Origin of the sequence: Bremerella sp. TYQ1 (assembly GCF_020150455.1) — a bacterium.
In the GTDB taxonomy this organism is placed as follows: domain Bacteria; phylum Planctomycetota; class Planctomycetia; order Pirellulales; family Pirellulaceae; genus Bremerella; species Bremerella volcania_A.
The window spans coordinates 946,266-973,076 of record NZ_CP083740.1; the positions used below are offsets into that span (position 1 = coordinate 946,266).

Annotated in this window: 27 protein-coding genes; 19 read left to right on the top strand and 8 right to left on the bottom strand. The window is 52.3% G+C overall.

Annotation, left to right across the window (positions count from 1 at the left end; all coding sequences use genetic code 11):
* Positions 1 to 36 precede the first annotated feature (36 nt).
* From LA756_RS03470 to LA756_RS03480, 3 genes are all read left to right on the top strand, one after another.
* Positions 37 to 1,680, top strand: coding sequence for a DUF262 domain-containing protein (locus LA756_RS03470; RefSeq protein WP_224438491.1), 1,644 nt, complete (start codon positions 37 to 39; stop codon positions 1,678 to 1,680).
* A 386-nt stretch (positions 1,681 to 2,066) separates the two neighbouring features.
* Complete coding sequence (locus LA756_RS03475) at positions 2,067 to 3,329, top strand: hypothetical protein (RefSeq protein ID WP_224438492.1); 1,263 nt, start codon at positions 2,067 to 2,069, stop codon at positions 3,327 to 3,329.
* Positions 3,330 to 3,682: 353 nt separating this feature from the next.
* Positions 3,683 to 4,141 (top strand): hypothetical protein, encoded by a 459-nt coding sequence (locus LA756_RS03480; protein ID WP_224438493.1) that lies wholly within the window; start codon positions 3,683 to 3,685, stop codon positions 4,139 to 4,141.
* A 265-nt stretch (positions 4,142 to 4,406) separates the two neighbouring features.
* On the opposite strand, the gene LA756_RS03485 is transcribed toward LA756_RS03480, so the two are convergent.
* The 3 genes from LA756_RS03485 to LA756_RS03495 are packed head-to-tail and all read right to left on the bottom strand — an operon-like array spanning position 4,407 to position 6,840.
* Positions 4,407 to 4,799, bottom strand: coding sequence for a hypothetical protein (locus LA756_RS03485; RefSeq protein ID WP_224438494.1), 393 nt, complete (start codon positions 4,797 to 4,799; stop codon positions 4,407 to 4,409).
* Entirely contained in the window at positions 4,793 to 6,352 is a 1,560-nt protein-coding gene (locus LA756_RS03490) for a recombinase family protein (RefSeq protein ID WP_224438495.1), read from the bottom strand. The genes LA756_RS03485 and LA756_RS03490 overlap by 7 nt, the downstream gene beginning before the upstream one ends.
* Positions 6,349 to 6,840 carry a DUF2924 domain-containing protein gene (locus tag LA756_RS03495; protein ID WP_224438496.1) on the bottom strand — a complete coding sequence of 164 codons (492 nt, stop codon included), beginning with the start codon at positions 6,838 to 6,840 and terminating at the stop codon, positions 6,349 to 6,351. The genes LA756_RS03490 and LA756_RS03495 overlap by 4 nt, the downstream gene beginning before the upstream one ends.
* A 633-nt stretch (positions 6,841 to 7,473) precedes the next feature.
* On the opposite strand from LA756_RS03495, the gene LA756_RS03500 reads away from it, so the two are divergent.
* The 7 genes from LA756_RS03500 to LA756_RS03525 all read left to right on the top strand — a co-directional run bounded on the left by LA756_RS03500 (position 7,474) and on the right by LA756_RS03525 (position 15,288).
* The gene (locus tag LA756_RS03500; protein ID WP_224438497.1) at positions 7,474 to 8,727 is read left to right on the top strand and encodes a hypothetical protein; all 1,254 of its coding nucleotides are present in this window, start codon (positions 7,474 to 7,476) and stop codon (positions 8,725 to 8,727) included.
* Entirely contained in the window at positions 8,690 to 9,592 is a 903-nt protein-coding gene (locus LA756_RS03505; RefSeq protein ID WP_224438498.1) for a hypothetical protein, read from the top strand. Before LA756_RS03500 ends, LA756_RS03505 begins: the two co-directional genes overlap by 38 nt.
* 180 nt (positions 9,593 to 9,772) lie before the next feature.
* Positions 9,773 to 10,405, top strand: coding sequence for a hypothetical protein (locus tag LA756_RS03510; protein WP_224438499.1), 633 nt, complete (start codon positions 9,773 to 9,775; stop codon positions 10,403 to 10,405).
* Between the two features lie 60 nt (positions 10,406 to 10,465).
* Positions 10,466 to 10,759, top strand: coding sequence for a hypothetical protein (locus LA756_RS03515; protein WP_224438500.1), 294 nt, complete (start codon positions 10,466 to 10,468; stop codon positions 10,757 to 10,759).
* Positions 10,760 to 10,807: 48 nt separating this feature from the next.
* Positions 10,808 to 13,468, top strand: coding sequence for a hypothetical protein (locus LA756_RS03520; protein WP_224438501.1), 2,661 nt, complete (start codon positions 10,808 to 10,810; stop codon positions 13,466 to 13,468).
* 388 nt (positions 13,469 to 13,856) lie between these two features.
* Entirely contained in the window at positions 13,857 to 13,991 is a 135-nt protein-coding gene (locus LA756_RS27105) for a hypothetical protein (RefSeq protein WP_261362082.1), read from the top strand.
* 16 nt (positions 13,992 to 14,007) lie between these two features.
* Positions 14,008 to 15,288, top strand: a complete 1,281-nt coding sequence (locus tag LA756_RS03525) for a DNA modification methylase (protein WP_224438502.1) — start codon at positions 14,008 to 14,010, stop codon at positions 15,286 to 15,288.
* A 5-nt stretch (positions 15,289 to 15,293) separates the two neighbouring features.
* Here LA756_RS03525 and LA756_RS03530 read toward each other — a convergent pair whose 3' ends face one another.
* The 3 genes from LA756_RS03530 to LA756_RS27110 all read right to left on the bottom strand — a co-directional run bounded on the left by LA756_RS03530 (position 15,294) and on the right by LA756_RS27110 (position 16,546).
* Positions 15,294 to 15,539 carry a hypothetical protein gene (locus LA756_RS03530; RefSeq protein ID WP_224438503.1) on the bottom strand — a complete coding sequence of 82 codons (246 nt, stop codon included), beginning with the start codon at positions 15,537 to 15,539 and terminating at the stop codon, positions 15,294 to 15,296.
* 219 nt (positions 15,540 to 15,758) lie between these two features.
* Complete coding sequence (locus tag LA756_RS03535; protein WP_224438504.1) at positions 15,759 to 16,118, bottom strand: HTH domain-containing protein; 360 nt, start codon at positions 16,116 to 16,118, stop codon at positions 15,759 to 15,761.
* On the bottom strand, positions 16,115 to 16,546 hold the full coding sequence (locus tag LA756_RS27110; RefSeq protein WP_261362083.1) for a hypothetical protein: 432 nt from the start codon (positions 16,544 to 16,546) through the stop codon (positions 16,115 to 16,117). Before LA756_RS27110 ends, LA756_RS03535 begins: the two co-directional genes overlap by 4 nt.
* Between LA756_RS27110 and LA756_RS27295 the strand changes: the two genes are divergently transcribed.
* Positions 16,457 to 16,753 carry a hypothetical protein gene (locus tag LA756_RS27295; protein ID WP_369123659.1) on the top strand — a complete coding sequence of 99 codons (297 nt, stop codon included), beginning with the start codon at positions 16,457 to 16,459 and terminating at the stop codon, positions 16,751 to 16,753. The two genes, LA756_RS27110 and LA756_RS27295, sit on opposite strands and share 90 nt — an antisense overlap.
* Positions 16,740 to 17,204, top strand: a complete 465-nt coding sequence (locus LA756_RS03545) for a phage terminase small subunit P27 family (protein ID WP_224438506.1) — start codon at positions 16,740 to 16,742, stop codon at positions 17,202 to 17,204. Before LA756_RS27295 ends, LA756_RS03545 begins: the two co-directional genes overlap by 14 nt.
* 24 nt (positions 17,205 to 17,228) lie before the next feature.
* On the opposite strand, the gene LA756_RS03550 is transcribed toward LA756_RS03545, so the two are convergent.
* Complete coding sequence (locus LA756_RS03550; protein ID WP_224438507.1) at positions 17,229 to 17,768, bottom strand: hypothetical protein; 540 nt, start codon at positions 17,766 to 17,768, stop codon at positions 17,229 to 17,231.
* Positions 17,769 to 17,868: 100 nt separating this feature from the next.
* Here LA756_RS03550 and LA756_RS03555 point away from each other — a divergent pair, with 100 nt between their 5' ends.
* A complete protein-coding gene (locus tag LA756_RS03555) occupies positions 17,869 to 19,455 on the top strand; it encodes a terminase large subunit (RefSeq protein WP_224438508.1) in 1,587 nt (528 codons plus the stop codon).
* Between the two features lie 747 nt (positions 19,456 to 20,202).
* On the opposite strand, the gene LA756_RS03560 is transcribed toward LA756_RS03555, so the two are convergent.
* On the bottom strand, positions 20,203 to 20,523 hold the full coding sequence (locus LA756_RS03560; RefSeq protein WP_224438509.1) for an RNA-binding protein: 321 nt from the start codon (positions 20,521 to 20,523) through the stop codon (positions 20,203 to 20,205).
* A gap of 520 nt (positions 20,524 to 21,043) precedes the next feature.
* On the opposite strand from LA756_RS03560, the gene LA756_RS03565 reads away from it, so the two are divergent.
* The 6 genes from LA756_RS03565 to LA756_RS03590 all read left to right on the top strand — a co-directional run bounded on the left by LA756_RS03565 (position 21,044) and on the right by LA756_RS03590 (position 26,664).
* The gene (locus LA756_RS03565; RefSeq protein WP_224438510.1) at positions 21,044 to 21,586 is read left to right on the top strand and encodes a hypothetical protein; all 543 of its coding nucleotides are present in this window, start codon (positions 21,044 to 21,046) and stop codon (positions 21,584 to 21,586) included.
* Positions 21,586 to 21,921: a hypothetical protein gene (locus LA756_RS03570; protein WP_224438511.1), complete on the top strand. Its 336-nt coding sequence runs from the start codon at positions 21,586 to 21,588 to the stop codon at positions 21,919 to 21,921. Before LA756_RS03565 ends, LA756_RS03570 begins: the two co-directional genes overlap by 1 nt.
* Positions 21,922 to 22,294: 373 nt before the next feature.
* Positions 22,295 to 23,299, top strand: a complete 1,005-nt coding sequence (locus LA756_RS03575; RefSeq protein WP_224438512.1) for a flotillin-like FloA family protein — start codon at positions 22,295 to 22,297, stop codon at positions 23,297 to 23,299.
* Positions 23,300 to 23,385: 86 nt separating this feature from the next.
* Complete coding sequence (locus LA756_RS03580) at positions 23,386 to 23,742, top strand: hypothetical protein (RefSeq protein ID WP_224438513.1); 357 nt, start codon at positions 23,386 to 23,388, stop codon at positions 23,740 to 23,742.
* A 120-nt stretch (positions 23,743 to 23,862) separates the two neighbouring features.
* Positions 23,863 to 25,614: a phosphoenolpyruvate--protein phosphotransferase gene (gene ptsP / locus LA756_RS03585; protein ID WP_224438514.1), complete on the top strand. Its 1,752-nt coding sequence runs from the start codon at positions 23,863 to 23,865 to the stop codon at positions 25,612 to 25,614.
* 123 nt (positions 25,615 to 25,737) lie between these two features.
* Positions 25,738 to 26,664, top strand: coding sequence for a bestrophin family protein (locus LA756_RS03590; protein ID WP_224438515.1), 927 nt, complete (start codon positions 25,738 to 25,740; stop codon positions 26,662 to 26,664).
* The last annotated feature ends 147 nt before the right edge of the window (positions 26,665 to 26,811 follow it).

Here is a 26,811-nt window from a genome sequence, read left to right on the forward strand (position 1 = left end):
AACCGTTCGACCAGAATTATGGAATGACAATACTTCATGGCTAAGAAGGCTCAACCACCATCCGGCCCTTCAGCCGCTCCACCAAAAGATCCGCAGCCCAGTGTTGATAGGATTGACGATTTGGCGCGGCGAGTTCTCATCGGCGACATCCTGCTGCCAAAGTTCCAACGCGATTTAGTGTGGAAGCGTCAACAGATTCTCGACCTTCTCGACTCCGTGGGGCTGAACTATCCAATTGGTAGTTTGCTTCTATGGCAAAGCCGTCAAGAATTGCGCAGCGAGAACTGCATCGCAGATTTGGAGATTCAACTTCCCAAGCCAGACTATCCGGTCAACTATCTCCTTGATGGCCAGCAGCGATTGTCAACGATTTGTGGTGCTCTCCATTGGAATGGCGACGATCCCAACAGTGTTTGGAACATCGCGTACGATCTTCGCCATCGCCAGTTCGTGCATCTCGATTCCTTGGACGATCCACCTCAACACTTTGTAAGGATGAACAAGTTGGCTGATGGCGCAGGGTTCTACAAGTACTGCGCAACTCTGGACTCGCTCAGTGCACCAGATAAAGACACGCTCAAAGAAAACGCCGACCTGCTGTTCAACCGGTTTAAGGATTACAAAGTGGCCACCGTCACACTGGGTGACATGTCCATTCAAGACGTTGCGCCGATTTTCGAGCGAATCAACAGTACTGGAACTCGGCTTACAATCGTCGACCTTATGCGTGCCGCGACATGGAGCCAAGACTTTGACCTGATCGACTCGATTGACGACGTCCTCGCAGTACTTGAATCTAAGGATTTCGGCGGAATCGACCGCAAAGTTGTTCTCCGTGTAATGTCGGCTGCTGCTGGTGGCGGCTTCTCCGTTGAAAGCATCGACGCCCTGCGGAATTACGATTCGGATGTCCTTAAGGCGGCCATGGATGCTTCCCAAGCCGCGTTTGAGAAGGCGGTAGACTTTTTGGTAACTCAAATACGCATACCGAGCGATTCAATTGTTCCCTACGCAAATCAAGTTGTGGTACTTGCAGAACTTTTCCGGCAATGTCCGAAGCCTTCCGCCGCGCAGTACAGTGCAATCACGAAGTGGTTTTGGCGTTCCGCTATCAGTGGGTACTTCTCAGGGTGGAATACCGGAAATATGTCGCGCGACAAACAGGCGGTTGTGGATTTCCTAGCGGGAAAGACTTCTGAAATGGAGGTTACCGCGTACAAGCCGAACCATATGATTTGGCAGCAAAAAGTGTTTCGTGCTGATAATGCTCATGCTAAAACTCTTGCGATCATTTTGGCACACAATGCACCCGTTGACTTATTGACTGGTCAACATATTGACGTGTCCAAATCGCTGTCGTGGACGAATGCCAAAGAATATCACCACTTCTTTCCTCGTGACTATTTGAAAACTGTTGGTGTTTCGGCGAACCTGTCGAACTGCTTGGCAAATATTGTCATGCTCACGTCGGTCAGCAACAAACGTATTACCAATCGCCCCCCGTCAGATTATCTGAAAGACGTACAGAGAGCGGGGAGTACCAATCTTGACCGATGGCTCGCATCTAATTTGATTTCCGATGCAGCATTCAAGGCCGCGATGGCCGATGACTATCAGACATTTATCGAAGAACGATCGCAGACAATCGATGAGCGCGTTTCCCAACTTACCGACTGGTGACGTGCGATAGAACAAGCGTATGAACGCGCGGCGGCCGATCGCGCTATTTTTAAGTGGAGCATTATTCTCGGTGGCCCAGTGATGCGGGAAGTTCTGCGATAAGTAATTGCACAAGGATCACACGTTATATGAAACTCCGTGGTAACGATGGCGTTGAGATAGATATTCCAACCGGGGAAACGGGACTTCAGGGGAACGATGGTCGAATGGTCGCGATACCAAAAGGGAAAGTCGGTGTCCAAAATACTTCTGGGCGTATGGAAGCAAATAGTCGTAAGACGAATGTATCCGGGTCGCGATGTCAGGCCCGTTGACAACCGCCCGTGGCGACCAGTTGATCCCTTAATGTTTGGATGCAGCGAATAGACAGATATCGGAGTGATTGAGTGTCCGGATGGGAGAACCAAGAGGCGGGAGACTGGGGCGAGGGCATCGTCAAGGCCGCGTTATCTGGTGGACGAATCACTTCAGCTTCGTTGGACCCTGACCTAGGTGAAGACCTTCTAATCGAAGTTGCCGGTCGCGAAGCGTCCGCAACCGGCAGTCATGCTAAGGCAGCGCTCGTCCAGGTAAAGGCCTGCTTCCAAGAGTGCAAGTCCGATGAAATCAAGGTGTCTGGCATCAAAAAGACCAAGTTGATGAGGTGGAGTTCCCAGCAACTCCCTGTCTTTGTTGTTGCCGTTCCAGGATTCTCGACACGAACCCCTAGATTTTACGTTAAAGCTGTTGATGAGTTTCTGGAGGAGAACTTTTCCGGTGTTGAAATTCGGGATATAGCAAGAGAAACCCTTACGGTCACGGCCCGCCATACGGAAGACATCGCCAATTGGCTAATCAACAAGATTGAAGATTTCCACCGAGCGGTGGATGCAGATCTGGCTGCACTTTCAACATCAGACAAGCGGAACGAGCACTTTGAAATTGTGCGAAGGGGCAAACCTGACCCACTTGGCCAAATGGCAAGACATGTATCATGGAAGGTAATATGGTCTTCGAGACGTAGACCAGCCTATTTTGCTGCCATGATCGCCGAACTCTTTCGCGAAGCACATCAAACATACGCGGACCTGAATGCGCCCGCCTACGTATCTTTTCATATTTATCGCTCGCAATACGATATGACTCACAACATGGCAGTTGCGAGGGTGCACTGGATTGACGATCTCCATCCGAGATTCGCACTAGCCGCACGGGCTGTAGATCGCCAAAACCCTACCATCGAGTACGTCGAAACGCTCCCCGAGTACAGAGTGTTTGTCGAGTCGATGGCCGCCGATGCCTCAGTCTTCGTGGGTCAAGTTAAGCTGGTCGCGCCGAAGTTTGATGAATTCGCCCGCAAACTCCTAGCCGCTGAAGCGGATGGAGAACGGGGAAAGGAGTTTTGGACAGCGGAGGTGATTGCAGAGATGGAAGAACTAGAAAGTCTTTGGGACAACGTGCCATTGGCACCCCCCGAATTCAATACGCTACAAGAGGTCCTTAGTAGTTACGTCGAGGCTTTGACTGGGCACAGAATCTTCGCGGGCAAAGCCCACTGGAATCCAAAGGGCGAGAGCGAACGCTATCGATTGGAAACCGCAGAAGAAGTCCAGTGCTACTACGGTACTTGGTGGGTATTGCTAAAGAACAGTGGATGGAGCAGTCCATAGTATTGGAGGGCCTAACGCATCTCACTGAGCCAAAGAACTCTGCGCTCATTCCCTGTCAATGGAAATCAGAACCTGCCAGTTGTGCGACGTTGTAGCGACCGAGTTATTTATTGGAAGTGATAGGTGGCACAGTTAAAAAAAACAATCGTGCGAATCTTTGAGTTATGGAACTGCAAAGTCAAGGAACCCTGAATTATGGAAGTATCAAAAGCAACATGTAAGCGAATCTTTGCAATCTAAGTGATTGCCTAGCTCCGGGACATGATGAAAATGCAGGTCTATATTTGGCTCACTTGTGTACGCCACTTGGGTTGGAAAAGCCTCGCGATCTATTCCGAGATAAAGACATGACCATGGATGTTCTCAAACAGATTGTGACTTCGGTTGACTTCTGGAAGCTATTTGCTCCAGCTTGTTTAGCGATTCTTGCATGGCTACTGAACGAGAAAAGCAAGAGAAGTGAAGATCGCTGGAAAATGAAACGAGAGGCATGCATTCAGGCGTTGAACATCGCTAATGGGGTACTTAGCAATTACCAGTACGCCAATGTTCCCGAGGGAGATATCGTGAAGGAACAAGTAGATACGATTCAAGCTCGACGCTGCATGGATACATTAGCTTGCACCTGTAAAAGTCCGGATGTTTTGGCAACGTTTAAGAGAATTCTATTTGGAGAAGTAAGTCCCGATTCGATTCTTGATCTAAGAAATGCTGTGAGAAAAGAACTTGGCTTCGGCAGGAAGGCAATCGATACCGATCGGGAAAAGGCATTTATCGGCAAGCTTGGCGCGGACCGAGGAAAATCATTATGACAATCGTGTTATGCTTAAACTCATTCATTGTTCAAATATTTAGCAGGCATGAGCGACTGTAACATTGAAAAGATCGCCTTGACAGGGGCAAAGTTATGTCCACCAAAAACCTCGGGCCGATGGTCATTTTATGCCTTAGGAGAGAACGATCTAGTTAGTTCTGTCACCGACGTTCCGATTCCTTGTTGGTGGAATGAATAAGGGGTTTGAGGCCGGTGGTCTGAGGCAGAAATGAATTCGAGAGCTTTCAATCCGTTGTCAGGTCTTATATGCGTATTGCATCCCACGTGTCTCGTTGTTTCTGAAAACAAACCTCAGCCGCAACCGGTCGAAGCAATTTCTCATGAATTGGATCTTTACCTTCCGAAATCTTCGGCAAGTGAAGAATCTCTTCCTGAATCTCCGGGGACAGCAAGAGCAAGTTCATGATCTGGGTGATCCGCGGTTGCGTGACGTGTGAAAGTCGGGCGAGGTCGGACTGGTCTTCCACGACCCCATTCTGGAGCAGCTCTTGGAAGTGAATCGCAAGTGCCATTAGCTTGGAGACGCGTGGAATACGACCATGGGGAATGGCCACTTCAGGTTGTGGTTCTCGCTCGAGTCGCTTCCGGCCGCGGCTATCGGTATTGAAGTGGAGAACTCTTTTCGTGCTCAGCATGGGGCTAGGCTCTGATCTGGGACGTTGGTGACAGGTTTGCTATTGATAAAGTCGATCTTGATCGAATTATCAGCGGCATTGAACTCAATCCGGCTGACGAGTAGGGCGAGGACACGTTGTTGCTCGCGGGGGCGGAGCGTATCCCATAGTTGGTCAAAGTCATTCAATGCGGCGATAACCTCGTCCTTTTCAATCGATCGCTCAGTTTGCTCGGCTACTTTGCCTCTTAGCCGATTCAACTCCGTCTCGTTCTGATGAATACGCTCATGGAGTCCTGCAATACAGTTGGCGATCGCATTCGAAGGATCAGGTGAATCCGACAGCCGCTGCAGTTCGTTGTGGTCTTTGCTGAGTTGACGGGTGAGATTGGTAATTGACCGCGTAATGCCTTCCCGGTCTTCTTCCAGGAGGGACTTGACTCGATTGAACACCTCCCTCTGAAGATCCTGGTCCTGGGCGATCATCCGAATCTCATCGATGACGGCGCGTTCGATCTCGGTGGCGGGCAAAGAAGGGGTAGGGCAGGAGCTCCGTCCCTTCTTTATGAGTTGAGCACAGCGATAGTACCGGTAGCGCCGATTCCGTTTATTGGTAAACGTGTGGACCATCGCGCTATTGCAGTGTTTACAGAACAGCAGGCCCCGGATGAAGGCGTTGTGCTTGTTACGAATCTGGCCATTAGGTGTACGGCCATTCGCTTTTAGCTGGGTCTGCACATCGTCGAACAAGTCTGCATCAACTATTGGTTCGTGCTCACCGTCGAACACGTCACTCTTATGCTTCACCTTGCCAATGTAGATTGGGTTGGTGAGCAGGGCGTGCAGACTGCACTTGTCGAATGGCTTTCCACCTTTGGGTTTGCCGCGCCTCGTGTGCCAAGTTTTGTTGGGTAATCCGAGGGCTTTCAATTCGTCTACGACCGGAAGCAGGGAGCCAAGTTCGAGATAGAGTTCGTAGATCTGTCTGACCTGGATGGCTTCGCACTGGTTGACGATGAGTTTGGGGCTCCCACCAGAGCGATCGACGTCGTACCCAAGTACCGGCGTGCCCCCGGCCCATTTGCCTTTCCGTCGCTGGGCGGCGATCTTATCCCGGATGCGTTCGCCAATGATTTCTCGCTCGAATTGGGCAAAGCTAAGCAGGATATTGAGGGTCAAACGGCCCATCGAGTGGGTCGTATTAAATTGCTGAGTGACGGAAACGAAAGAAATGTCGTACTGCTCGAAGGTCTCCATCATCCGGGCGAAGTCCATCAAGGAACGAGATAGACGGTCGACTTTATAAACGACCACACAATCGATCTTGCCCGCCTCGATGTCCGCGATGAGCCGTTTCAGCCCGGGGCGTTCGACGTTCCCGCCTGAGAATCCCCCGTCGTTGTATTGTTCAGGCAGGCAGACCCACCCGGCCGATTTCTGACTGACGATGAATGATTCAGCCGACTCGCGTTGTGCATCCAACGAATTGAATTCTGAGTCGAGTCCTTCCTCGGAGGATTTGCGGGTATAGATTGCACATCGAATGGTGTCGGTGTTGTGTTTTTTCGAACTCATAGGTGGTCCTCCAATCGAAAGAAGCGGTATCCGTTGCAGTGGCTGCCTGTGATTGCCTTGGCCACGGCGGAGAGTGATTTGTAACGCTCCCCTTCGTATTCCAATCCGTCTTCCAAGACGCGAACCTCAAGCGACTTGCCCTTGTAGGTGCGGATGATTGAGGTACCGGCTGGTGGCAAACGGGGGTCGGTGGGAGGCATGATCCGCTTCGTCTTGGTGTTGGTCGCGGTAGGCTTTTCTAGCTTTGAATCCCTCGGTGGCGTAACACGAATATCGGCGACGTTCACCAGTTCGGCCGCTCGGTCCTTGGCACGTTGCGACAGCCCTCCGAATTCATTGGCTTGTAGCCGCCAGGCAATTCTTCGGATCAGCCAGCGCTTGTTACGTCCGTTGGTCGCTTCGCCGAATACCGCGGCAAACTTCTCGCGAAGCTCATTGACGGTCATTAGCTCCATCGTGGCGACCTCTTGGTCGATGTTTAACGACATTCATCTTCTCCTGGGTTGAGACTCGTGGGTTTAACACGTGTGTCCAGAGAGCAAGGTTCTGGCGAGGAACTCAAGCGGTCATGGGGAGAAGTGTGGGGATTTGTGCGCAGAGAGTTTAGGTATCGCAAGACGCCACAGGCGAAGAGGCAAACGAGCTCTTCTCGACGCTGTTCTGGTGTTGAGACTTCCGTCAAAATGTGCGACCGCACGATGACCTCCATTTCAGAGCTGACAAGGTAAAGGGAAGGATTCCTCTACCCTCTTAACAACCCAGTCGCGGTTCGAGATGACGAAAGAAGGCACCAAAAAAATCGACGCGGAACTTTTCGGGCAAAAAGGGTTGTGCCTGCTAGCGGCGTTGATATGATAGGACTCGATACATGGACAGTTGTCCACTCTAGAGGTTATCCGGTGCCGGGACGAACGGGCTCCGGGGATATCTGCGGCTCTCCCCGTTTCAAAGCCGCACGCATCCATGGCACGTGCTTCTGCGCTGCTTTCTTTGCCTGATCAATTTGATTTAGTCGCACTGCGTACGTGATGTTCTTGAGGGCATCATGGTTGCGCACTGGGACGTTACGCGCGCTCGGGCAAGAAAACGCCTGTGTCGATGGAATGAGGGTAATATGCACGATGGCTACACGACCCTTTGAACTTAAAACGTCTCTACGGATGATCCCGAATCGCTTGCTGCGTGAGTATCTAGTAAAGCTCGGGCACGTAGAGTTCGCGTCGGAATGGAATGAGCCCAAAGAGAAACAAATTGACCAGCTGTTCAATTACGCACAGATGCTTTCCGATATCGAGCGCGATGAGTTTGAGAGCGGTTTGCACAGCGTGTCCGATCTCGCGTCGGATGCGGGACTGACCGTTCTCTTCCAGGCGGCTAGAGACTACAGTCTGACTGAATTGGTGAATGAAGCACCTGAGGAACTCGGGATCTGGGGCCGGACGATGTGGATCTGGTTGCACTATCCCGGCATCTTCGACAAAGGGCAGATCCTTTTCCAAATCGATCAGATGTCGTTTTGGCGGAAGCGAACAGACTTGCCCAACAATGATTCACCAGACACTTCCGATCCGGCGCTCGAAAATCTGAAGGAAGAGATCACGGACCTACTTCGCGAACAGGGCCGCGGCAAAGACTGCACGATTGACTGGCTCAGACGCGGCGACGTGTTTTATTTCTTCGCCTATCCAGACGACTTCGTATCGAGCGTGTTAGTGCACGATAAGGAAGGGCATCTCGCACCTAAGTCGATCCGGACAACCTTATCGATCGTGTTCGCGTACGATCCGAAACACGAGTCGCTCGAGCTATTTGCGAAGGGGCTGCCCAAACCGGTTAAGGAGCGTCTGGAGAAGATCTTCGCCCAGTCGATCTTGCACTGGAAGCTCAATGACTATGACCCGGACGCCGCATACGATCTCGATCGGCTGAAGTATGTATTTGATGGCTTGAACGTTGAGCCCGCGGATAAGGTCAGTGTACGAATCCGCAAGCTGCGTCTCTCTAGCCTCGTCGATGGGAGGGAAGTCGAAATCAAGATCGATGACGCTGACCCGAACGACACCATTGGCAAGGCAATCCAAGAGGTTATCCGGATTGAGGAGAGACCACTTGCTCAGTGGCAGGTGACACGGGCCTCGTTCTGCTTCATCTTTCATCCCTTAGATGGTCGCAAGCAAGGCCGACAGAGCTTCGATGTGGGATATCCACGATCCTGTTCGCTTCGCAACGCCCGTCCCGAACGCGTCGAATTGATTCAGAAGTACCTCAAGAAGTGGGATATCGACCTTGCAGATCCTCCTAAATACGCTGCTGTCTCGGTGGGAGAGTGTGACTCCAGTGTTCCAGGCCTTGGAGACGATCCACTGGAAGAGTGAAGACTGGGCGTTCGTTGAGAAACATCAGCTTCTTCGCGAAATCGAGTCAGCTGGTTCGACCAATTGCAGTGACTGTAGTCGCCGCTACGAGGTGGAGTACATCTCCGAACGCGGTGGCGGTCTCAATGGCTACATCAACTGCGAAGACTGCGGGCTGGAACGTGTCGAACCAGGTAGGCTCAAGCGATGGGAGATTGATACGACTGCCATGCTGCGCGCCTTCTTCGATGGTCTAAAACTGTCGCTGGATGAGCAGATACCGGACTGCCTTTGGAAGGTCGGACGAGCAAATTGGGCGGGTTATTCTCGCCATGTGTGGTTCGTTCGGTCTCTTCCTGGTGACCACAGTGATGCGGTAGAGATCTTGAAGAGAAACAAGAAGGCGATCGTGTTTGCGCCGACTCAGATCGGTTCAACCCAGTGGCATGAAGTTGCAGGCAGTTTGGTTATCCCACTCGATAGCATAGCTTCGATCAAGGCTGCCAAGCCGGTGCTCAATGTCGAGGAGATTGAGGGGTGGGTCAAAGACACTTGTCCAGCGTCGAAAGAGTCGAAGAACGCAACACCCAAAAGACGAGGATCCCGTCTCAATAGTATCGCCAAGTTGCGAAAGGCCTTGATTGAGCACGTTTTGAACGCTCGGGAGCACGCATATTCCACGAAGGAAATTACCGGGACGCCAAGGTTGCTGCCACGTCCTCAGCAGAAGGAACTCGCCAAACAGCTCGACATGACGACGTCAGATGTCAATCGAGCCCTAAAGGATGATGATGCGGTAGAGCTCAGAATCTACTGGGAACTTGCATTGGATGTGGACCAGATCATGTCGTTCAAAGGACCCATTACTCGAGGACGCAAAACCTAGAAATTGCAGTTTGCTTGATTTCGTGCAACTGCAATTCGAATAATCTGAAACTGCAAATGCCTGCGGTATAGCGACTTAGGTCGACCCGCAGGTTTTTTTGTTTGATTTGCTGCAATTCCGCCGGGGGTTGTCATCGCAAGTTTCGCGGTGGCAATCACCCTCAATACGGAGATTGCAGAAATGAAGGACCGACCCACGTCCGCGGACTTATCGGAGTCCATCACCTCGGAGCCCAAGCCGCTCGATTCGTTCACGCAGGGCTACATACAGAAATGTGCTCGCCAGCTGATTGGTCGCCACGGCTTCACCGACTCAGATCGTGCTGAACTCGAGCAGACACTCTTTCTGAAACTGGCTGGGAAGTTCGACCAAGCCAATCCCGACGATCCGCATTGGAAGGCATTCGTGGCGAAGACGGTCAGTCGTCACATCGCAAGCGTGATTCGGGATCGGAAGGCTCCCAAGCGGGATCACCGTCGTACGATCTCGATTCACGTTCAAGTAACGACCGACGAAGTAGGACCGATGGAGCTGGCCAACGTGCTGCAGGACAACGACACGCCCTCGCGCCGTAGCCAAGAGCTTCGCTGTGAACAGGAACTTGCTGAGCTCCGGGAAGATGTGGCTACCTGTATTGAACGATTGAGTGATCCTCGTTTCCGTGAACTTTGCAGACATCTGATGAATGGGACCATCGCTGAAGCTGCGCGAAACATGGATGTTCCACGATCAACCATTGACGCATGGCTCCCCAAGATCCGTCATCGGTTTGAGGAGATGGGACTTTCGGAATATTTGCAATTTCCTTCGTAATTTCGCGATGGAGTTGGGTTGTTAATAGATAGGGATTAATACGTAAGTAAGGAACGAACTATGAAGACTGAAGTGTATCGATACCGTTTTGCCAAAGACGTTTCTAGTGACGATGTTGAGGCCGCGATTCTGCTATCGATCTGGGCGTGTGAGTCTCTCCGCGGTGAGTCGCAAACCCGAATGGATGCCACGCATTTCTTCGACACCGATGAGATGAGCTGCGTTATCGATGCAGGGACGGACATCGGCATGGATTTCAATCGGCTGTTCGTCGGGTTTCTTACCCGCGAGATGGGGCCAGATGCGTTTCGTATCGAACGGGTGAAGAAGCCTGCGGAGGCTGTTGCAGTCTAGTATCGCCTTAATCAACGCTCGGATGCCAGGTTCAGGAGGGCCGATTGAATGGAGTCAAATACGCAGGGAGATCATCCTCCAGGCGACATGCTCGAAAACGTCGAAATCGCCAGTGGATTTCTGACCACACTATTTGGCGAGCAAGACAAGATTCTGTTCCGGCCGATTGAGACCTGGACTGAAGAGGGAAAGAAACGCAGCAGCGTCGATTTTCACAACACGTGCTATCGATTGGCTGATCCCTCTCAGTTGAAAGAAACCTTGCTGCAGCTATTTCACAAGTCTGCGGCGAACCGTTTGAACTTGTTCTTCGGAGTTTGTCCACGATTAGGCGGTGACGGTAAGTACGATCTGGCTTGGCAAATCAGGACCGTTCGGTCGTTCTGGTGTGATATCGATCATGCCACCGTTGACGAGGTTCGCGCACGTTTGAAAGAGTCATCGCTGCCTGAGCCGTCTATCGTGGTTCACTCTGGAAATGGAGTTCATCTCTATTGGCTACTCGAACAGCCGTATCTCATTGATGACGTTGGTGAGCCGCCAGCGGTACAACTTGAATGGCAAGAGGGAATCAAAAAGCCTCGCAAGTACATCTTTCAAGATCAGGAAAAGATCTATCTCGAGCAACGACAGAAGCTGCCTACGCTAAGTCCCAAGGCCCAACACGTCCAGGACATCTTGGCTGGTATCGCGAATGCCGTGGGTGGTGACCACACGACCGATTTGTCGCGCCTGCTGCGGATACCAGGTTCTCTAAACCGAAAAGACGAACGATCGGGCCGAAAGCCTGTGCCCACAGCGCTAATTGAATGCGATGCCGCGCGAAAGTATTCGCTCACAGACTTCGAGTCGTTCAAACGAGCATCCGCGGAAGAGAATCGAGCCAAGAAGATTGCCAGCATGCCTCTGCCACAGCCCCGTCGCATGTCGGCTGGAAAGGCAGACAAACTATCAGAACTGATTGCGATCAGCGAACTGACGGAGCCAGGCAGGCGTTCTGAAGCGGACTTTTCGGTGTGTTGCTTCGCTATCCAGAACGGCATCCACAAAGACGACGTCTGGCGACGCGTAGAAAGCGTTGGCAAATTCGCCGAAGAGGGTGAACGGTACTTCGACCGTACTTGGGATAAGGCGGAAGAGCTCGTTCGCGCCAAGACGCTCGAGAAACTGGAATTCCAGGCTGGGTTCAATCGACCAACCGATGGCGATGGACTCAACGAAGAGGACGTACATCTCCCAGGCAAGCCGCCTGAGGAAACGTATTCGACGATCTGCGTGAAAACATCCTATACGCCTGTTGCCAAAACGATGTCGCGTATCACCGATCTATTGCTGGAGGTCGGTGGCAGTTACGTCCGAGCTGATCAAGTTGTGTTCGTCAGCGGCGAGGAGATCATTCCCATCCTTTCGTCAGCCGAACTATCGGGCCTTTTGAATCAATACGTCGAGTTTCTCTTCGTAGAGCACAAGCGGTACAGCTACAAGCCTTTGCCACCGAATTACGGCAGCACTTGGCTGAACCATCATGGGGAACGTTCTCGCTTACCGGCGATCGACTTGTTTACCCGCAATCCGGTCTATTCCCACGATTGGCGATTGGTGGCTCCTGGATATGATCCTAAGTCGAAGATCTTCTATGCCGGACCCGAGGTAACTTCACGTCGCGGGACACGTCATCTGGACGCTTTGTTGCGGGACTTTTGCTTCAAGACGCCGGGCGACCGAACCAACTACATCGGGATGCTCCTAACAACCGTGTTGACCCCACACTTCATCGGATCGAAGCCTGCGGTCCTTTTTAACGGGAACCAGCCGGGGCTAGGTAAGACGGTCCTCGGACAGATCATCTCCATCCTCCGGGACGGCAAAGCGGTCGAGACGGCTTCGTACAACGCCAACGACGAAGAGTTCGAGAAACGCCTAGGATCCATCGTACGGCGCGGTGCCACCACGATCATTGTGGACAACGCGAAGGGTAAAGGGCGTAGCCCACGAATCGACTCGGCTTGCCTGGAGCGGTCGATCACGGACCCGATTCTTTCCTTTCGACTCCTCGGTCATTCCCAGGATATACGCGCCGAGAATGCACACATCTTCTGTTTGACTGCCAACTCGCCTGACGTGAGCCGGGACTTGGTCACACGTAGCATCGTCGTCAATCTCTTTCACGAGGGGAATCCTGAGCGACGCACGTTCTCGATCGATGATCCCGAAGGTTATGCCATGGAACATCGCCTGGAGATCCTCGGTGAGCTGATCGGCATGGTGGAGCATTGGAAGGCGTCCGGGAAAACCCTGGCCACAACGCACTCACGGTTCAACAAGCGGGGCTGGGGCAATGTTGTCGGCGGTATCCTCGAAGCCAACGGTGAACCCGACTTTCTGCTCAACAGTGAAGAGGCCGCAGTGCAACTCGATGACACACATCGTGAGTTCAGTGACCTCGTCGCATCGTTGGCCGATCATCCCCAAGGCATGTGGGCGCCCAAAGAGCTGGTCGAGCACTGCGACACGAACGGATTTCTGAGTGAAGAACTAGGAGACGGGTCCGTTCGCTCGAAGACGACCAAGCTCGGAATGCTGGCCGGGCGTTTCGTTGCGGAACGTTTTGAGCTTACCGACGGCCGCACAGCTACGTTCATCCGTTCTGAAGATCGAAAGGGAAACGTCTATCGCGTCGGAATCGAGGAGAAAGTGCCGAACCTTTAAGGCTTTGCCGAACCTCCGCCGAACGTTGAATTGACGAAGGTTCGGCACACTTAAGTACAAAGATAGTAAAGAGATGCAAACAGACTGCCGAACCTGCCGAACCTTAAAAGCAACCCAGAGCAATACGCGAGTAAATAACATCATGCATTACACGTATACGTGTATAGGGTGTACTGGAAAAAGGTTCGGCAAGGTTCGGCAAGACCATCTAAGTACCTGTGTGCCAACCACTTGTGTCGACGCAAAGGTTCGGCATAACGTTCGGCAAGGGTTCGGCACCATGCATGTGTCACCCATCTTAAGTCGTGTATCTGTAACGACCTATGTGCACGCTCAAGGTTCGGCAAACGTTCGGCAGCTGATTATCTGAAAGGAATGGAGGCAAATCATGTGGCAATGGAAGAAACGACTCGAACGATTGGTCACGCGCCGTGGCGGTGTTGTTCTAACGCTAGACGCGTTCCTCGTATTCATGGCGATCTCGTCCGCCGTAATTTGGATTCAGTTCTTTATCAACCTGTGAACTCACGGAGGTACTCATGAAGATCGAACAGTGGAATATCGCGGATGTTACACCGTACCCTAGCAACCCGCGTGTGAATGACGGGGCCGTCGATGCCGTGGCGAAGTCGCTTGAGGAGTTTGGATTTCGTCAACCGATTGTTGTGGATGAAGCTGGCGTGGTTGTCGTTGGCCATACGAGGCTTAAGGGCGCGCAGAAGCTGGGTATGTCCCATGTGCCGGTTCACGTTGCCGAAGGGTTGTCGGACGAACAGATTCGTGCGTACCGGATTGCGGATAACCAAACGGCGACCATTGCCGAATGGGACTTGGATCTCTTACCGATCGAACTGAGTGCCCTCAAGGACGCCGACTACGACTTGGCCTTGCTCGGGTTCAAGGACGACGAACTGGCCAAGATGCTCAGTGGCGACGTGAAGGAAGGTCTAAACGATCCAGACGATGTGCCTGAACCACCAGATGATCCCGTTACTCAGCCAGGCGACCTGTGGATCCTCGGCGACCATCGCTTGTTGTGTGGTGATAGCTCGAAGGCCAAAGACGTTGATCGGTTACTTGATGGTGCTGTAATTCATCTTGTGAATACCGATCCACCGTACAACGTGAAAGTAGAACCTCGCAGTCGAAACGCCATCACTGCGGGGAACAGCAGCTTTGCGGACTCGAGCAAACACAAGTCAAACGGTGCTCCGAAGAAAATGCGGGCCAAAGATCGACCATTGGCCAACGACTTCGTGTCGGATGAGGAGTTCGATCGATTGCTCGACGCCTGGTTCGGCAACATGGCCCGAGTGTTGGCGCCTGGACGAGCCATCTACATCTGGGGTGGCTTTAGCAACTGTGGCAACTATCCGCCGTTCCTGAAGAAGCACGGCCTCTACTTCTCGCAGGCGATTATCTGGGACAAACAGCATCCCGTCCTGACGCGTAAGGACTACATGGGCGCGCACGAATGGTGCTTTTACGGCTGGAAGGAAGGTGCGGCCCACCAGTTCTTTGGTCCCAACAACGCCACCGACCTATGGCACGTGAAGAAGGTGAATCCGCAGGCAATGGTGCATTTGACGGAAAAGCCTGTGGAGTTGGCTGTTCGAGCGATTCAATGCTCGTCGCGAGAAGGTGAGAACGTGCTCGACCTGTTTGGTGGGAGCGGCTCAACGTTGATTGCCTGTGAGCAGACTGGTCGTAGGGCGTATTTGATGGAACTGGATCAGGCCTACGCGGACGTCATTGTTGAAAGATGGGAATCGTTCACTGGGAAGAAGGCTGAACGTGTCTCGGCGGAGGTAGTGGCGTGAGCGTTCTACAGAATCTTGCCCAGCAAGCTCTTGTTCATCACGTGGATCGCCTCGACCGCAGTCAGGTGCTCCTGAATCAGTACGTGGTCGTTGGCCTCTCCCACCCCGATGTCGGCGAACTCGAGCGACTGGGCCAAGGTCTGCAGGCCTTCGACCGCCTTGTAGTAGGCGTCGCGAATCTCCTGGTACTGGTGTGGCTCCATCTTCTGGAAGGCGTCGCGAAGTTTGGTTTCGTGGGCATCGGCGGACATGGTTCGGTCTCCGGTTTGGGTTGCGTTTCGTATGACACACATGAGCCATTGAAAGCTGAAAACATCAAGCTTGGTTCGGCACAATTCAGCAGCTTTTCATCAGGCCGCGAGGTTGGGCCGTGTGACATAGGAACAGACAACTGGCCTAACGACGCCCAGAACGAAAAAACGCCCAAGCGTGGCGAACGTCGGGCGTTGTGTGGCGAGTTGCCGGTTGGCCTAGCCGTTGGTCGTGAACTTGCCTCGTTCGGTCTTCTTGAATCGGGCGTCTTTGCCCTTGGTGTTGATTTCCCGCAGGATCGCCGAGTAGAGCGTGGCGTGTGGCGTCTTCCTGCCTGGGCTGGACCAGTACTTCTTATCGGCCATCGCGTCGATCATCTGCTTGGTGTTGAGCGGCTCCTTCGATTCGGTCAGTACCTTGGCTGCGGCGTCGAGGGCGGACAGGCGTTTGGTGGCAGGTTGTTTAGCGGGCTTGGCTTCGGCTGGCTTCGATGCCTTTGCGGATCGTCCTTTCGTCGTACCCTTGGTGCTGGCCTTCTTCGTAGCGGTGGTCTTGCGAGTGGTCTTCTTCGTGGTCATGGGTCGTCTCCAAATGGTAATTGGTTGGTCGCGAACCGTGTCGCGTTGACACACATGAGCCATGCAATGGGGAACACATCAAGCGCGGCCAGCACCAATTCGGAAGATTCTTTTTCGATGGAGGTCGTGCCATGCCTAAGCGTTTGAAACGGCGGAGCGATACGAAGCGACGAGTCGGTCGGAACATCTACGAGGTACGGCGCGGTTCGTCTTCTTCGCAAGGCTACGACACCGACTGGGAACGGATCGCCAAGCGTCGGCGCCAACTGGATTACTACTTGTGCCAGGAGTGTTTGAAGCGTGGGCTGACCACCTCGGCCAAGGACGTCGACCACATCATTCCGCTTCACGTCCGGATCGATTGGCGACTCGAGATAGGTAACACACAGGTGCTCTGCCGCATGCATCATCGAACTAAAACAGAACAAGATAATCAGCTTTTCGGGTCGAGTACGGAGGGGAATGTGAGTGCCATTCAGCAAACCCGCAGAGATGCCGCTAGAAGGCTCCAGGAGCCACCGAGAGGGGCGGGGGGCGGTCTGATAGTGACGAGGTGCCAACCTGGAACGCGTGCCCCCAAACACACTTGCGCCCGCGAATTTAGAACCCGGGGGGTGACAGATGAGAGGTCGTAAACCAAAGCCAACCGTACTTAAGATTCGCGAGGGCAATCCTGGCAAGCGTTCGCTGAACAAAGCGGAACCGAATGCGCCTAGCGATGTGCCCAAATGCCCTGAATTCCTGGACGAAGTAGCCCAAGACGAGTGGGATCGCATCTCAGTTATTCTCACAGAAATGGGCCTACTCAGCACTGCCGATCGAGCCGCGCTGTCCGCATATTGCACGGTGTACAGCCGCTGGGTTCATGCCGAAGAACAAGTCAAAAAGTTCGGCACCATCGTGAAGTCGCCCGAAAAAGGCTTCCCGATGAAGTCACCGTATTTGACGGTGGCCGACCAAGCGATGGAATCGATGCGGAAGTTTCTGGTGGAATTTGGTCTGACGCCATCGAGCCGCAGTCGCATCCGCGTGGAAACAAAGAAGTCTGCCGAGGATGAGTTCGACGCATTTGTGGGGGCAGGGTAGTGTGCAAGATTACATGGGGACTACTCAACCAACAGGTTCTTGGCGAAAGCGAGCGTCCCAAGGATCATGTTTTAGGCACACGGCCACTGAGACAACCCTTCGTCGTTGCGACCGTCGGCCAGTTGAGTTCCGTTCTCCTTTGCTGTCAAAACCAACCCACATGTCATCGGTTTTGAAATGCCAGCTTCCGCGAAGTTGGCTGACGAAAGGAAGATTCGATTCTCCCATGTCGGATTCAGCTATCCCCGGTGACAGAACGATGTCTCCAACCCGCAACTCACCTTCAATCTCAGCCTTAGGCCGAAACGCTGCTTCCTCTCGCCACAGAACGAAAACAATTCCCTCAACGAGGAAGGTGAAATGGTGCTCGATCAAATAAAGCCCAAGATCGTCATACAAATGAATCTGATTGTTTCGATGGCCAATAGGGGCAGGTTGGCTAGTGGCTTCAATGCGGTCGGGGAGTCCCAAAACACTGTAGAGTCGCTCTGGCGGAACTGCCTCTCTGAAGCATTGACCATTCAGGACAAATCGTTCTGCATCGATAGTGGCTGTAAACGGCATCTCGTCACTTCTCCTACGGGACGATTATATACGCATCGTCTCGGCGAACTTCGATCGTACTATCACTGAGTGAGTCTGCTTTGTAAATGGGAGCCAGGTAGTGGACCAGTGGATTCAAAATACCAACGACGAGCGTGCCGTAGAGAATGGCTGTTGGTTCGATGAAGAAGCGGCCCGGCGCGTGCGTGAATTCTTCTTGCGTTTCCTAAAGCACTCCAAAGGTCAATGGGCCGGTAAACGGTTCGAGCTGTTAGATTGGCAATGGACGGATGTGGTGGCTCCTCTGTTCGGTTGGAAGCGGGCTGACGGGACTCGTCGCTTTCGCCGCGGCTACATCGAAGTGCCCAAGAAGAATGGTAAGAGTACGCTTTTTGCGGGACTGAGCTTGTATCTGCTGACGTGTGATGGGGAACCTGGTGCCGAAATATACAGTGCGGCGTCGGACCGCGACCAAGCTTCCATCGTGTTCAACGAAGCGGCCAATATGGTGGACTACTCCCCGCACCTGGCGTCGCGTCTGAAAGTCGTTCGTTCGACCAAGCGGATCGTGGACCATCGTAGCCGTTCCATCTACCGAGCTCTATCAGCTGAGGTGCCCACGAAAGAAGGCCTCAATGCCCATGCGGTGCTCATGGATGAACTGCACGCCCAGAAGTCACGGGAACTGTGGGACACGCTCCGGTACGCCGGTGCCTCGCGTAGACAACCACTCATGCTGGCGATTACGACCGCGGGGTTCGATCGACTGAGCATCTGTTGGGAACAGCACGAATACGCTCGCCAGGTGCTGGAGGGGACCGTTGAGGACACAGCGTTCTTCCCTTACATCTCAGCAGCCGATTTCGACGAAGACTGGACCACGCCCGAGGTGTGGCAGAAGGCGAACCCAAGTTTCGGTATCACAATCGACGCGGAACAGTTCGCGGAAGACTGCCGCGAAGCGCAGGAATCGCCTGCCAAGGAAAACTCATTCCGTCGGTATCGGCTGAACCAGTGGACGCAGCAAGAATCGCGTTGGCTGAACATGGAGAAGTGGGATGCGTGTGATGATGCTCTTGCGGATCTGGATGGTCGCACGTGCTTCGCCGGTCTCGATCTATCATCCACTACGGACATCTCCGCTCTGGTACTCGTATTCGAACAAGATGACCAGTACGACGTGCTGCCGTTCTTTTGGGTGCCGGAGGAAGGTGCTAAGCGACGTGAGAAGCGGGATCACGCTCCCTACGTGCCGTGGATTCAGCAACGGTACATCGAAGCGTCACCAGGGGAAGTCGTCGACTACGAACGCATCCGGGCGCGAATCAACGAGCTGGGAAAGCGATTTAAGATCGAGCAGATCGCGATCGACCGTTGGAACGCGACGCAGTTGGCTACGCAACTCGACGATGATGGTTTTGAGATTGTGTCGTTTGGCCAGGGCTACGCGAGTATGTCGGCGCCGACGAAAAAGTTGGAAGAACTCGTGCTCTCACGAAAGCTGCGTCACGCCGGGCACCCGGTTCTGCGCTGGATGGCTGGGAACGTGGCGATCGAACAGGACGCGGCCGATAACTGGAAGCCGTCTAAGAAGAAGAGTCAGGAGCGGATTGATGGGATCGTTGCACTAGTGATGGCGGTGGATTTGGCGACTCGGCATGTGGAGTACAAGAGTATTTACTCGGAGCGGGGGATGTTGTTTTTGTAGTTGCACAAGAACTTGCCGTTCCTTTTTCACTCTGCCACCAGACACGTCAGACGCAAATGGACATATTCTTGGAGTCGCGCATGCACGAAATATCGAGACGGACGATCTGACTCCGAAACCTGAGACGCTGTCTTCAGGCTGTTCATGGTGTTTACCATTGGCCCAAATATGCGGATCTATGCCATTAGGACGACATACTTGAAGACGACCCGATTCAGGTAGAGCTTCGCATTTCAGCATATCCGCTACGAGTTAACGAGAATGCACCAGCGAATTTTTCCCGAACGAGGAATCGTTTGGTGACCAAACTGTTCAAGGCGGGCGTCTTGGCAATCAAGTCCGCGCCGTTGAAGCAGAGCATTTCGCCAGGTTCCATATAAAACTTGCGAAATGATTGCAGGACGGTTATCTCGGTAGAGGAGAGCATGATTTGTGGCTCGCGATAGAATTGGGAAACGACGCGCGGTAGAATCTATTCCCAAGTTAACGCGCGTTGGGGCGTCATCGTTGATCACGAAGAATTGCTAGGTTGATTCCTTACGGATGCGTTTCCGTTTGCGTTTTTCTTCGGCTTTCCGTTTCTTTTCTACCTCGCGGCGATGCTTTTCAATCGTGTTCGTATTCTTGGCCATGACTTCCCCGTGGCAGTAGAAGAAAAGATAGCGCATGCGCACGTGCTGATACATATGCACACGCGTTACCTAATTGAACCCTTGGATCCAGATTTAGAAATCACGTTTGTCGCGATTAATAACGACGTCCACGATCGCCGCCGTGACCACGTCCACCGCCATATCCGCCGCCACTGCCACTACGACTTTCACGCGGCTTGGCTTCATTGACCGTCAGACTTCTGCCTCCTTGTATCGATTCGTTCAGGCCATTTATGGCTGCTTCCGCTTCGGAATCGGAATTCATTTCCACGAAACCAAAGCCCTTGCTGCGGCCTGTGTCGCGATCGATAACAACCTGGGCGTTTTCGACCTGGCCGAAAGCACTGAACAATTGTTCCAGGTCGAATGTGGTAACATCGTAATTAAGATTGCCGCAATACAGTTTTTTACTCAACACAGATCTCCCAATTGAGTAGGAGGGAATGGCAAACAGCCGTGTCCCAAAAGAAGAATGAGGGTGATCGATAATACGACCTACCAGGCGGGACGGGCGAAAGAGCGTCGGGGACCAACCCTCAGAGAAGGGGTGAAAGCGTAGTCACGATCGACTGACCAACCGCAAGTAGTCTACGCCCCATTCATGGAACAGGATAGGGCAAATCACAAAGTTATCGGCAAACAACGCAGCGGCATTGGGCATTCGCCTCAGTGCGGACGCTCGTCCAGCATCTATTTCGGACGCAAAATGTGGCCCTCGAAACTCTGCTCTAAGTGATGTAACCACTGTGCTAACCATCAGATCCAGTCACGCTCATTCCGACGTGCAAGATGTGATAGCAGAACCGATAGCATGAATAGTCGACCTTGTTCAAAGTTTTTCCATTTCCGCAGCACGAAATAAGAGATACAATATTTGTACGTTAAGAAAGGGGATCTAATAAAAGGTCTCGGAAGAAGAGGCACAGGAGAACCAAATGTCGCGTATACAAATCACACGCAATGCATTCTTGGCTGACCGGCAAGGTAATAAGTTTGCCGATGTCGTGAACGATCGAGAACAACCTTTCGATGCGGTGCTCAAGTTCTTTAGCGATGCGGATCGGCAGCGACGAATGGAAGAGTCGGAAACCCATCACGATCGAGCACCGCTTGCCGGTGTCGTGCGTGAACTTGAAGCGCAACCAGAGATCAATCAATTTCTGGCCGGGGTTCATGTGAAACGTACAACGCGTTTGCGCCAAGCGATTGGGGTCATCGTTCGAATGATCATGGAGCGTCGAGGCTGGCAGAAAACGGGAAAGAAAGGTTCGTTAGGTGTTCGCGCTGCGACCTCTGACGAAACTCCGAAGCATAATAGCGGAGGTCTGGCATTTTGGTTCGTTCGAGCCGAGCGATACGAGCGCACCGATGGCAAACGATTCCTTACGGTGCAGGAACGTTGCTTGGAGTTTCCGGCGACAGTCGCCCGCAAACGTTCGTCAAAAGGACGCAAACGCGTCACAGAAAGGACGGCCTAGTGACACTATTGGAATGGATGATCAGTTACTTATCGGACCGCAACAAAGCAAATTCTTTGTACCGAAGAGGTATGAGCAAGGCCAACAAGCACAATCATCAAGGGGCAATTGAGGACTATACAATGGCCCTTGGTGTACCGGACACGCCGTCCGAAATGAGGGCCATGATTCTTTACAATCGTGGACTTGTCCATGTCGCTGCAGGAATGGCCGCTGAGGGAGCCGATGACTTGAACGCGGTATTGGCGATGGACGAAGTTGCGCCAAATGTAAGAACAGCCGCAGAGAGGAAGCTTAGTCGGATTAAAGCTCGAAAAAGCAAGCGGATTGCTTAATTTCACAGGTATCCGAAGTCGGCTCATAAGATCGGAAGCATTTGCGTATTTGACTAGAATGCCCGCGTACAAACCACAACGGTGGTGACTTGGAAATATCCACTTCTGAGTGCTATCGCGTTTGGGTCTGACTTAGCCTCATTGGCGGGTAGGCAGATCTCTAGAAGAACCGATCCTGAGTCGTACGCTAGGCTGATGTATCGAGCTTGAAGCACGAGACCGGTCATTTCTCACGTGGGCAACACTTTCCGTGATGCTGGCACGCGTGACTCAAGCTATTCGAGTTCTGCTTCCTTGCACGGATTTCTTGTCTCATCGAAGCGTGCAGCGATGCAATTGCATGCACGTCAACGATGTGCGAAAGCGAACGAACATGATCGCATATTTGAGCTTAGTTCTAGCCGGGGGCATCCTGGCCGTTGTAGCCATGCTCTTGATCTGGTACTTCCGACTATGGTTGCAGGCCTATTCAACCGGAACAAGTATTGGCTTTGTCAATCTAATTTTCATGTCATTGCGAGGAGTCAATCCCCACGCCGTGGTTGAATGCAAGATCATGGCGGTTCAGTCAAGATTGGCCATCGTGGAGACTCGCGTTATCGAAGCATTATACCTGGCCCGAGGTGATATCCGTCGCGTGACACTAGCTGTGATCGCGGCCGATCGGGCAGGCATTCGCTTGGATTGGGATACGGCAGCCGCGATTGATCTTGCCGGACGAGATATTCTGGATGCGGTCAAGACGAGCATCCTTCCCAAGGTCATCCTTATCCCCGATCCCGACGATGCTCGAAGCGACGTGTTATACGGTGTCGCGAAAGATGGTGTCCAACTTAAGGTCATGGTACGAGTAACCGTCCGAACAAATCTGCTGCAGCTTATTGGAGGTGCAACGGAATCGACTGTCGTGGCGCGTGTTGGCCAGGGGGTTATCTCGGCAATTGGTTCTTGCAATTGTTACCAGGAAGCACTTCGTGATCCGATGCTCATTACTCGCAAGGTTCTAGATAAGGGATTGGATGCGGATACTGCCTATGCAATTGTCTCCATCGACATTGCCGACATCGATGTGGGCCGAAACATTGGTGCGAAGTTGCAGATAGACCAGGCCAGCGCAGATTTTCGCATTGCTCTGGCATTGGCCGAAAAACGACGTGCAATGGCGATCGCAAAACATCAAGAGATGCGGGCAAAGCATGCCAAGAGTCGTGCGAACGTCGTACACGCCGAAGCCGAGATTCCCGCTTCCTTAGGTCAGGCTTTTCGTGACGGAAATATTCAGACACAGAACGTACCGGTCTCACAGCAACGGACAAGTCACCGATTCCCCTTGATAGCGAATCTAGCCACATCGAACACGGCAATCGTACCCAATTGAGATTGGGTACGTGACATTTCAGCCAAGACGGTCGGAAACGTCGCTAACGTTTTTTACTAAGCGAACTTAATCGAAGGAGTCGTCTTATGGACAACTCATATCTCTTAATTGGTGCGATGGCGCGGCAGTGTAAGCAATTGATTCAACAAAGAAATGCTACGCAGTCCTCGCTTCCTTCCGCACTACAACCGGCGCATTTAGTCTGGATGTGCAATCAAATCGAAGAGCACTCCGAAGATACGCCCGCAACGAAACTGCATCGCTGGATTGGATTCATTCAATGTGCGCTCTTGGCACACAGCATCCTCGATCTAGACGGGCTCAAAGCAATGTTCAATGAGGCAAAGCGAGATCATGGTGAGTCGGCAGAAGATCTAGAAGATTTGACCGACCACCTCGATTCTTCCAACTCATTCGAGTTTGAGATTGGTGGAGAAGGCTAGTTTTTCTGGACGTGAGATACTTTTTTTGCGAAGGATTTCTCGTGGAGTGGGAATGAAGGATTGTCGCAATGCCCAAGAACTTGATCGACAAAATATTACAACGGAAGGTGGCTAATTACTATGATCACTTTACAGGGAATTCCCTTGTCACCAGGTATGGCGGACGGACTTGCTATCATCTACGACTATGAAGTCGAACGAAGACTCGAACTACCCAATCGGCCAATTTCTGATACGGACGTTGAAAATCAGGAAACCAGACTCGATGATGCTCTAGCTCAATCAACACAGGAACTGAAGTCCGCCGAAACGTTTGCCCTAAACGAACCAAGACTGATGGGCTCAGCCGAACTCCTGTCAGTTCACGCGTCGATAGCTCAAGAGATCGCGGCTCTTGTACGTAAGAGAATTACGACGGATCGAATAAATGCTGAAGAGGCCTTAGATGGGGTCGTTCAGGAGTTCGTAGGACGTTTCGAGAAACTTGAGAACAACTATATCCGCGAACGTGAGCAGGATGTTCGTGACGTTGGACGTCGAATTCTAAAACATCTCATCACTCCCTCTCCTTGCTCGCGTGAACCATTGCCCCCAGGCTCCGTTGTCATCACGCGTGAGCTAATGCCATCCGAAGCCGTGGAACTGGTCAAGTCCGGAGTCGTTGCCATCCTTACCGAACGTGGAGGAACTCTTAGCCATACAGCGATCGTTGCCCGATCTCTCGGAATTCCAGCGATTTCTGGAATTCCAGAACTTGTATCAAGAGTTCAACCAGGAACTCGAATACTCGTTGACGGCGAGTCCGGACGTGCCGAAATCACGCCGACTAAGGAAGCGGAGTCGTTGTACTTCGCACACGCAAGAGAGCGGGAGAGTCATAGGCGTAAGATCGCGCGAGAAGAGGAACTCCCTTGCGTGACTAATGATGGCGTATTTATCAGGTTGTTTGGCAATATGGGATTGCCAATGGAAGCCAAGGATGTAGTCGAGCATAACCTTTCTGGCGTTGGACTCTTTCGAACTGAGTTTCTCTTCCTTGAATCACGCAACCGTCCCAGTCTGGAGGAGCAGGTCGAAATATACAGCAGCATGTCGAGCGGCTTGGGTAACCTCCCCCTAACGATTCGGACATTCGATCTCGGCGGCGACAAATTGCCACCTTTCCTTCTTTCAGAAAAATCACATGCCAATGCCAGCCTCGACTTGCGAGGCTTGCGGTTTTCACTTCAGGAAGTTGAACTGTTGGATACTCAATTGAGGGCCATCCTACATGTAGCTAGGACTGCCAACGTTCGTATCCTCTTTCCTATGGTTATTGGGCCAGAAGATTTCTCACTGGCAATCCGTGCTGTTGAACGAGCGACCGGCTACGTTGGGATCCAGCAAAGACCAAGAATTGGCGCAATGATTGAGACGCCGGCGGCGTTATTTGCCTTAGATGAAATTCTAGAACTGGCTGATTTCGTGGCGATCGGCACAAACGACTTAACACAATACATGTTAGCAGTGGACCGGAGCCTCATTGATAGCAACGATGATTGTTCCGCGATGCACCCGGCAGTGATCCGAGCAATAAAACTGATTATCGATGCCTCTGAAGAGCACAAGTGCCCCATATGTGTATGCGGAGAGGAGGCTGGGGATGTTGATTTTGCACGCTTGCTTGTTGGGCTAGGGGTTCGCGAATTGAGTGTAACTCCTAACCGAGCTGCGGCCGTGCGCCACGCGATTCGTCAGGTGTGTCTTGGTGACTTACAGGTGATCGCGGGTTTGGCTCTTAAGTGTCGTACACCACAAGAAGTACGTGAATTATTCCATCAAGGCGCCGAAGCCCAAACCCTAAGTTTCCAAGCGAAAAACATAACACGGTAATACAGCAATGGGAATTCACATTGGTCAAAGTAGTAGATTGACGACCATTCCGTTGCTTTAACGAGTTTTTCAAAGCAGCATGCACGAAACGATTTGCTCAATACTGAGGGCATGGAACATAACATGACGAGCTTCCAAGCACGAGAAGGTTTTTGGCGAGAGGCGATCGCACTTCACGGATCCGTTACCTTTCAGGTAATGCCTTCGATTGTCTACTGTGGGATTTTCGCTAGTGCCGCATGTATCTTGACTTGGTACCTCGAGGATTTGTGGGGGCTTTCAGTCTCGATTGACATAAGTCCATTTGCGTTTGCAGGCGTCGTCTTGGGACTATTACTCGTAATCCGGCTGAACGCAGGATACGACCGCTGGTGGGAGGCTCGCATACTTTGGGGAGGCATCGTCAATCAAACACGGAATTTAGTGATTAGCGCTTTAGCCTATGGCCCATCCGACACGGTATGGAGAGATCGCATTGTGCGATGGACCGCCGTGTTTCCCCATGCCGTTCGCAGCAGTCTACGTCATGAAGTGTCCTCGGACGAAGCATCCAAATTAATCGGCCAGCATAACGCGGCACTCCTGATGGCTGCAGAGCATATGCCCAGTTTCGTAGCATTGCGAATCGCAGAACTACTCGTTGAGGCCAAAGATCGGTTTGAAATGGATCGTTTTGCCTTCTTACAGATTGACAAAGAAAGGGCTTCATTGATCGACCATTTGGGCGGCTGCGAGCGGATTCTAGCGACTCCGCTTCCTAGAATTTACTCAATAACAATCAGGAGATTTATCCTTCTCTTTATTCTCATGTTGCCGATTGCTCTCTTTCATCAACTCGACGCTGGGTGGCTTACTCCTATCATCACGATGCTACTTGCATACCCACTTCTAGCGCTTGATCAGATTGGTGTGGAACTCGAAAACCCCTTCTCGAAAAGTAATCTCAGTCATCTGCCACTTGATGAGATCTCAGAAGGGATTGAAGAGCATTTGCTCGGGCTATTAAAGACAATGCCACGGGACGACAGCGCTAACAAGATTCGTGACTAATGATGGCTTTGCCAACTTTCAGCTATTCAGGCTCCCCGTCGGCATGATCAGTCATGTCCCTATTTCTATGCCTGATACCACGGTACACAGTTTGAGGGAAACTGAGTCTGTCCATGAAAATTGAAACTCCGACCTGGTCTCGAAGCT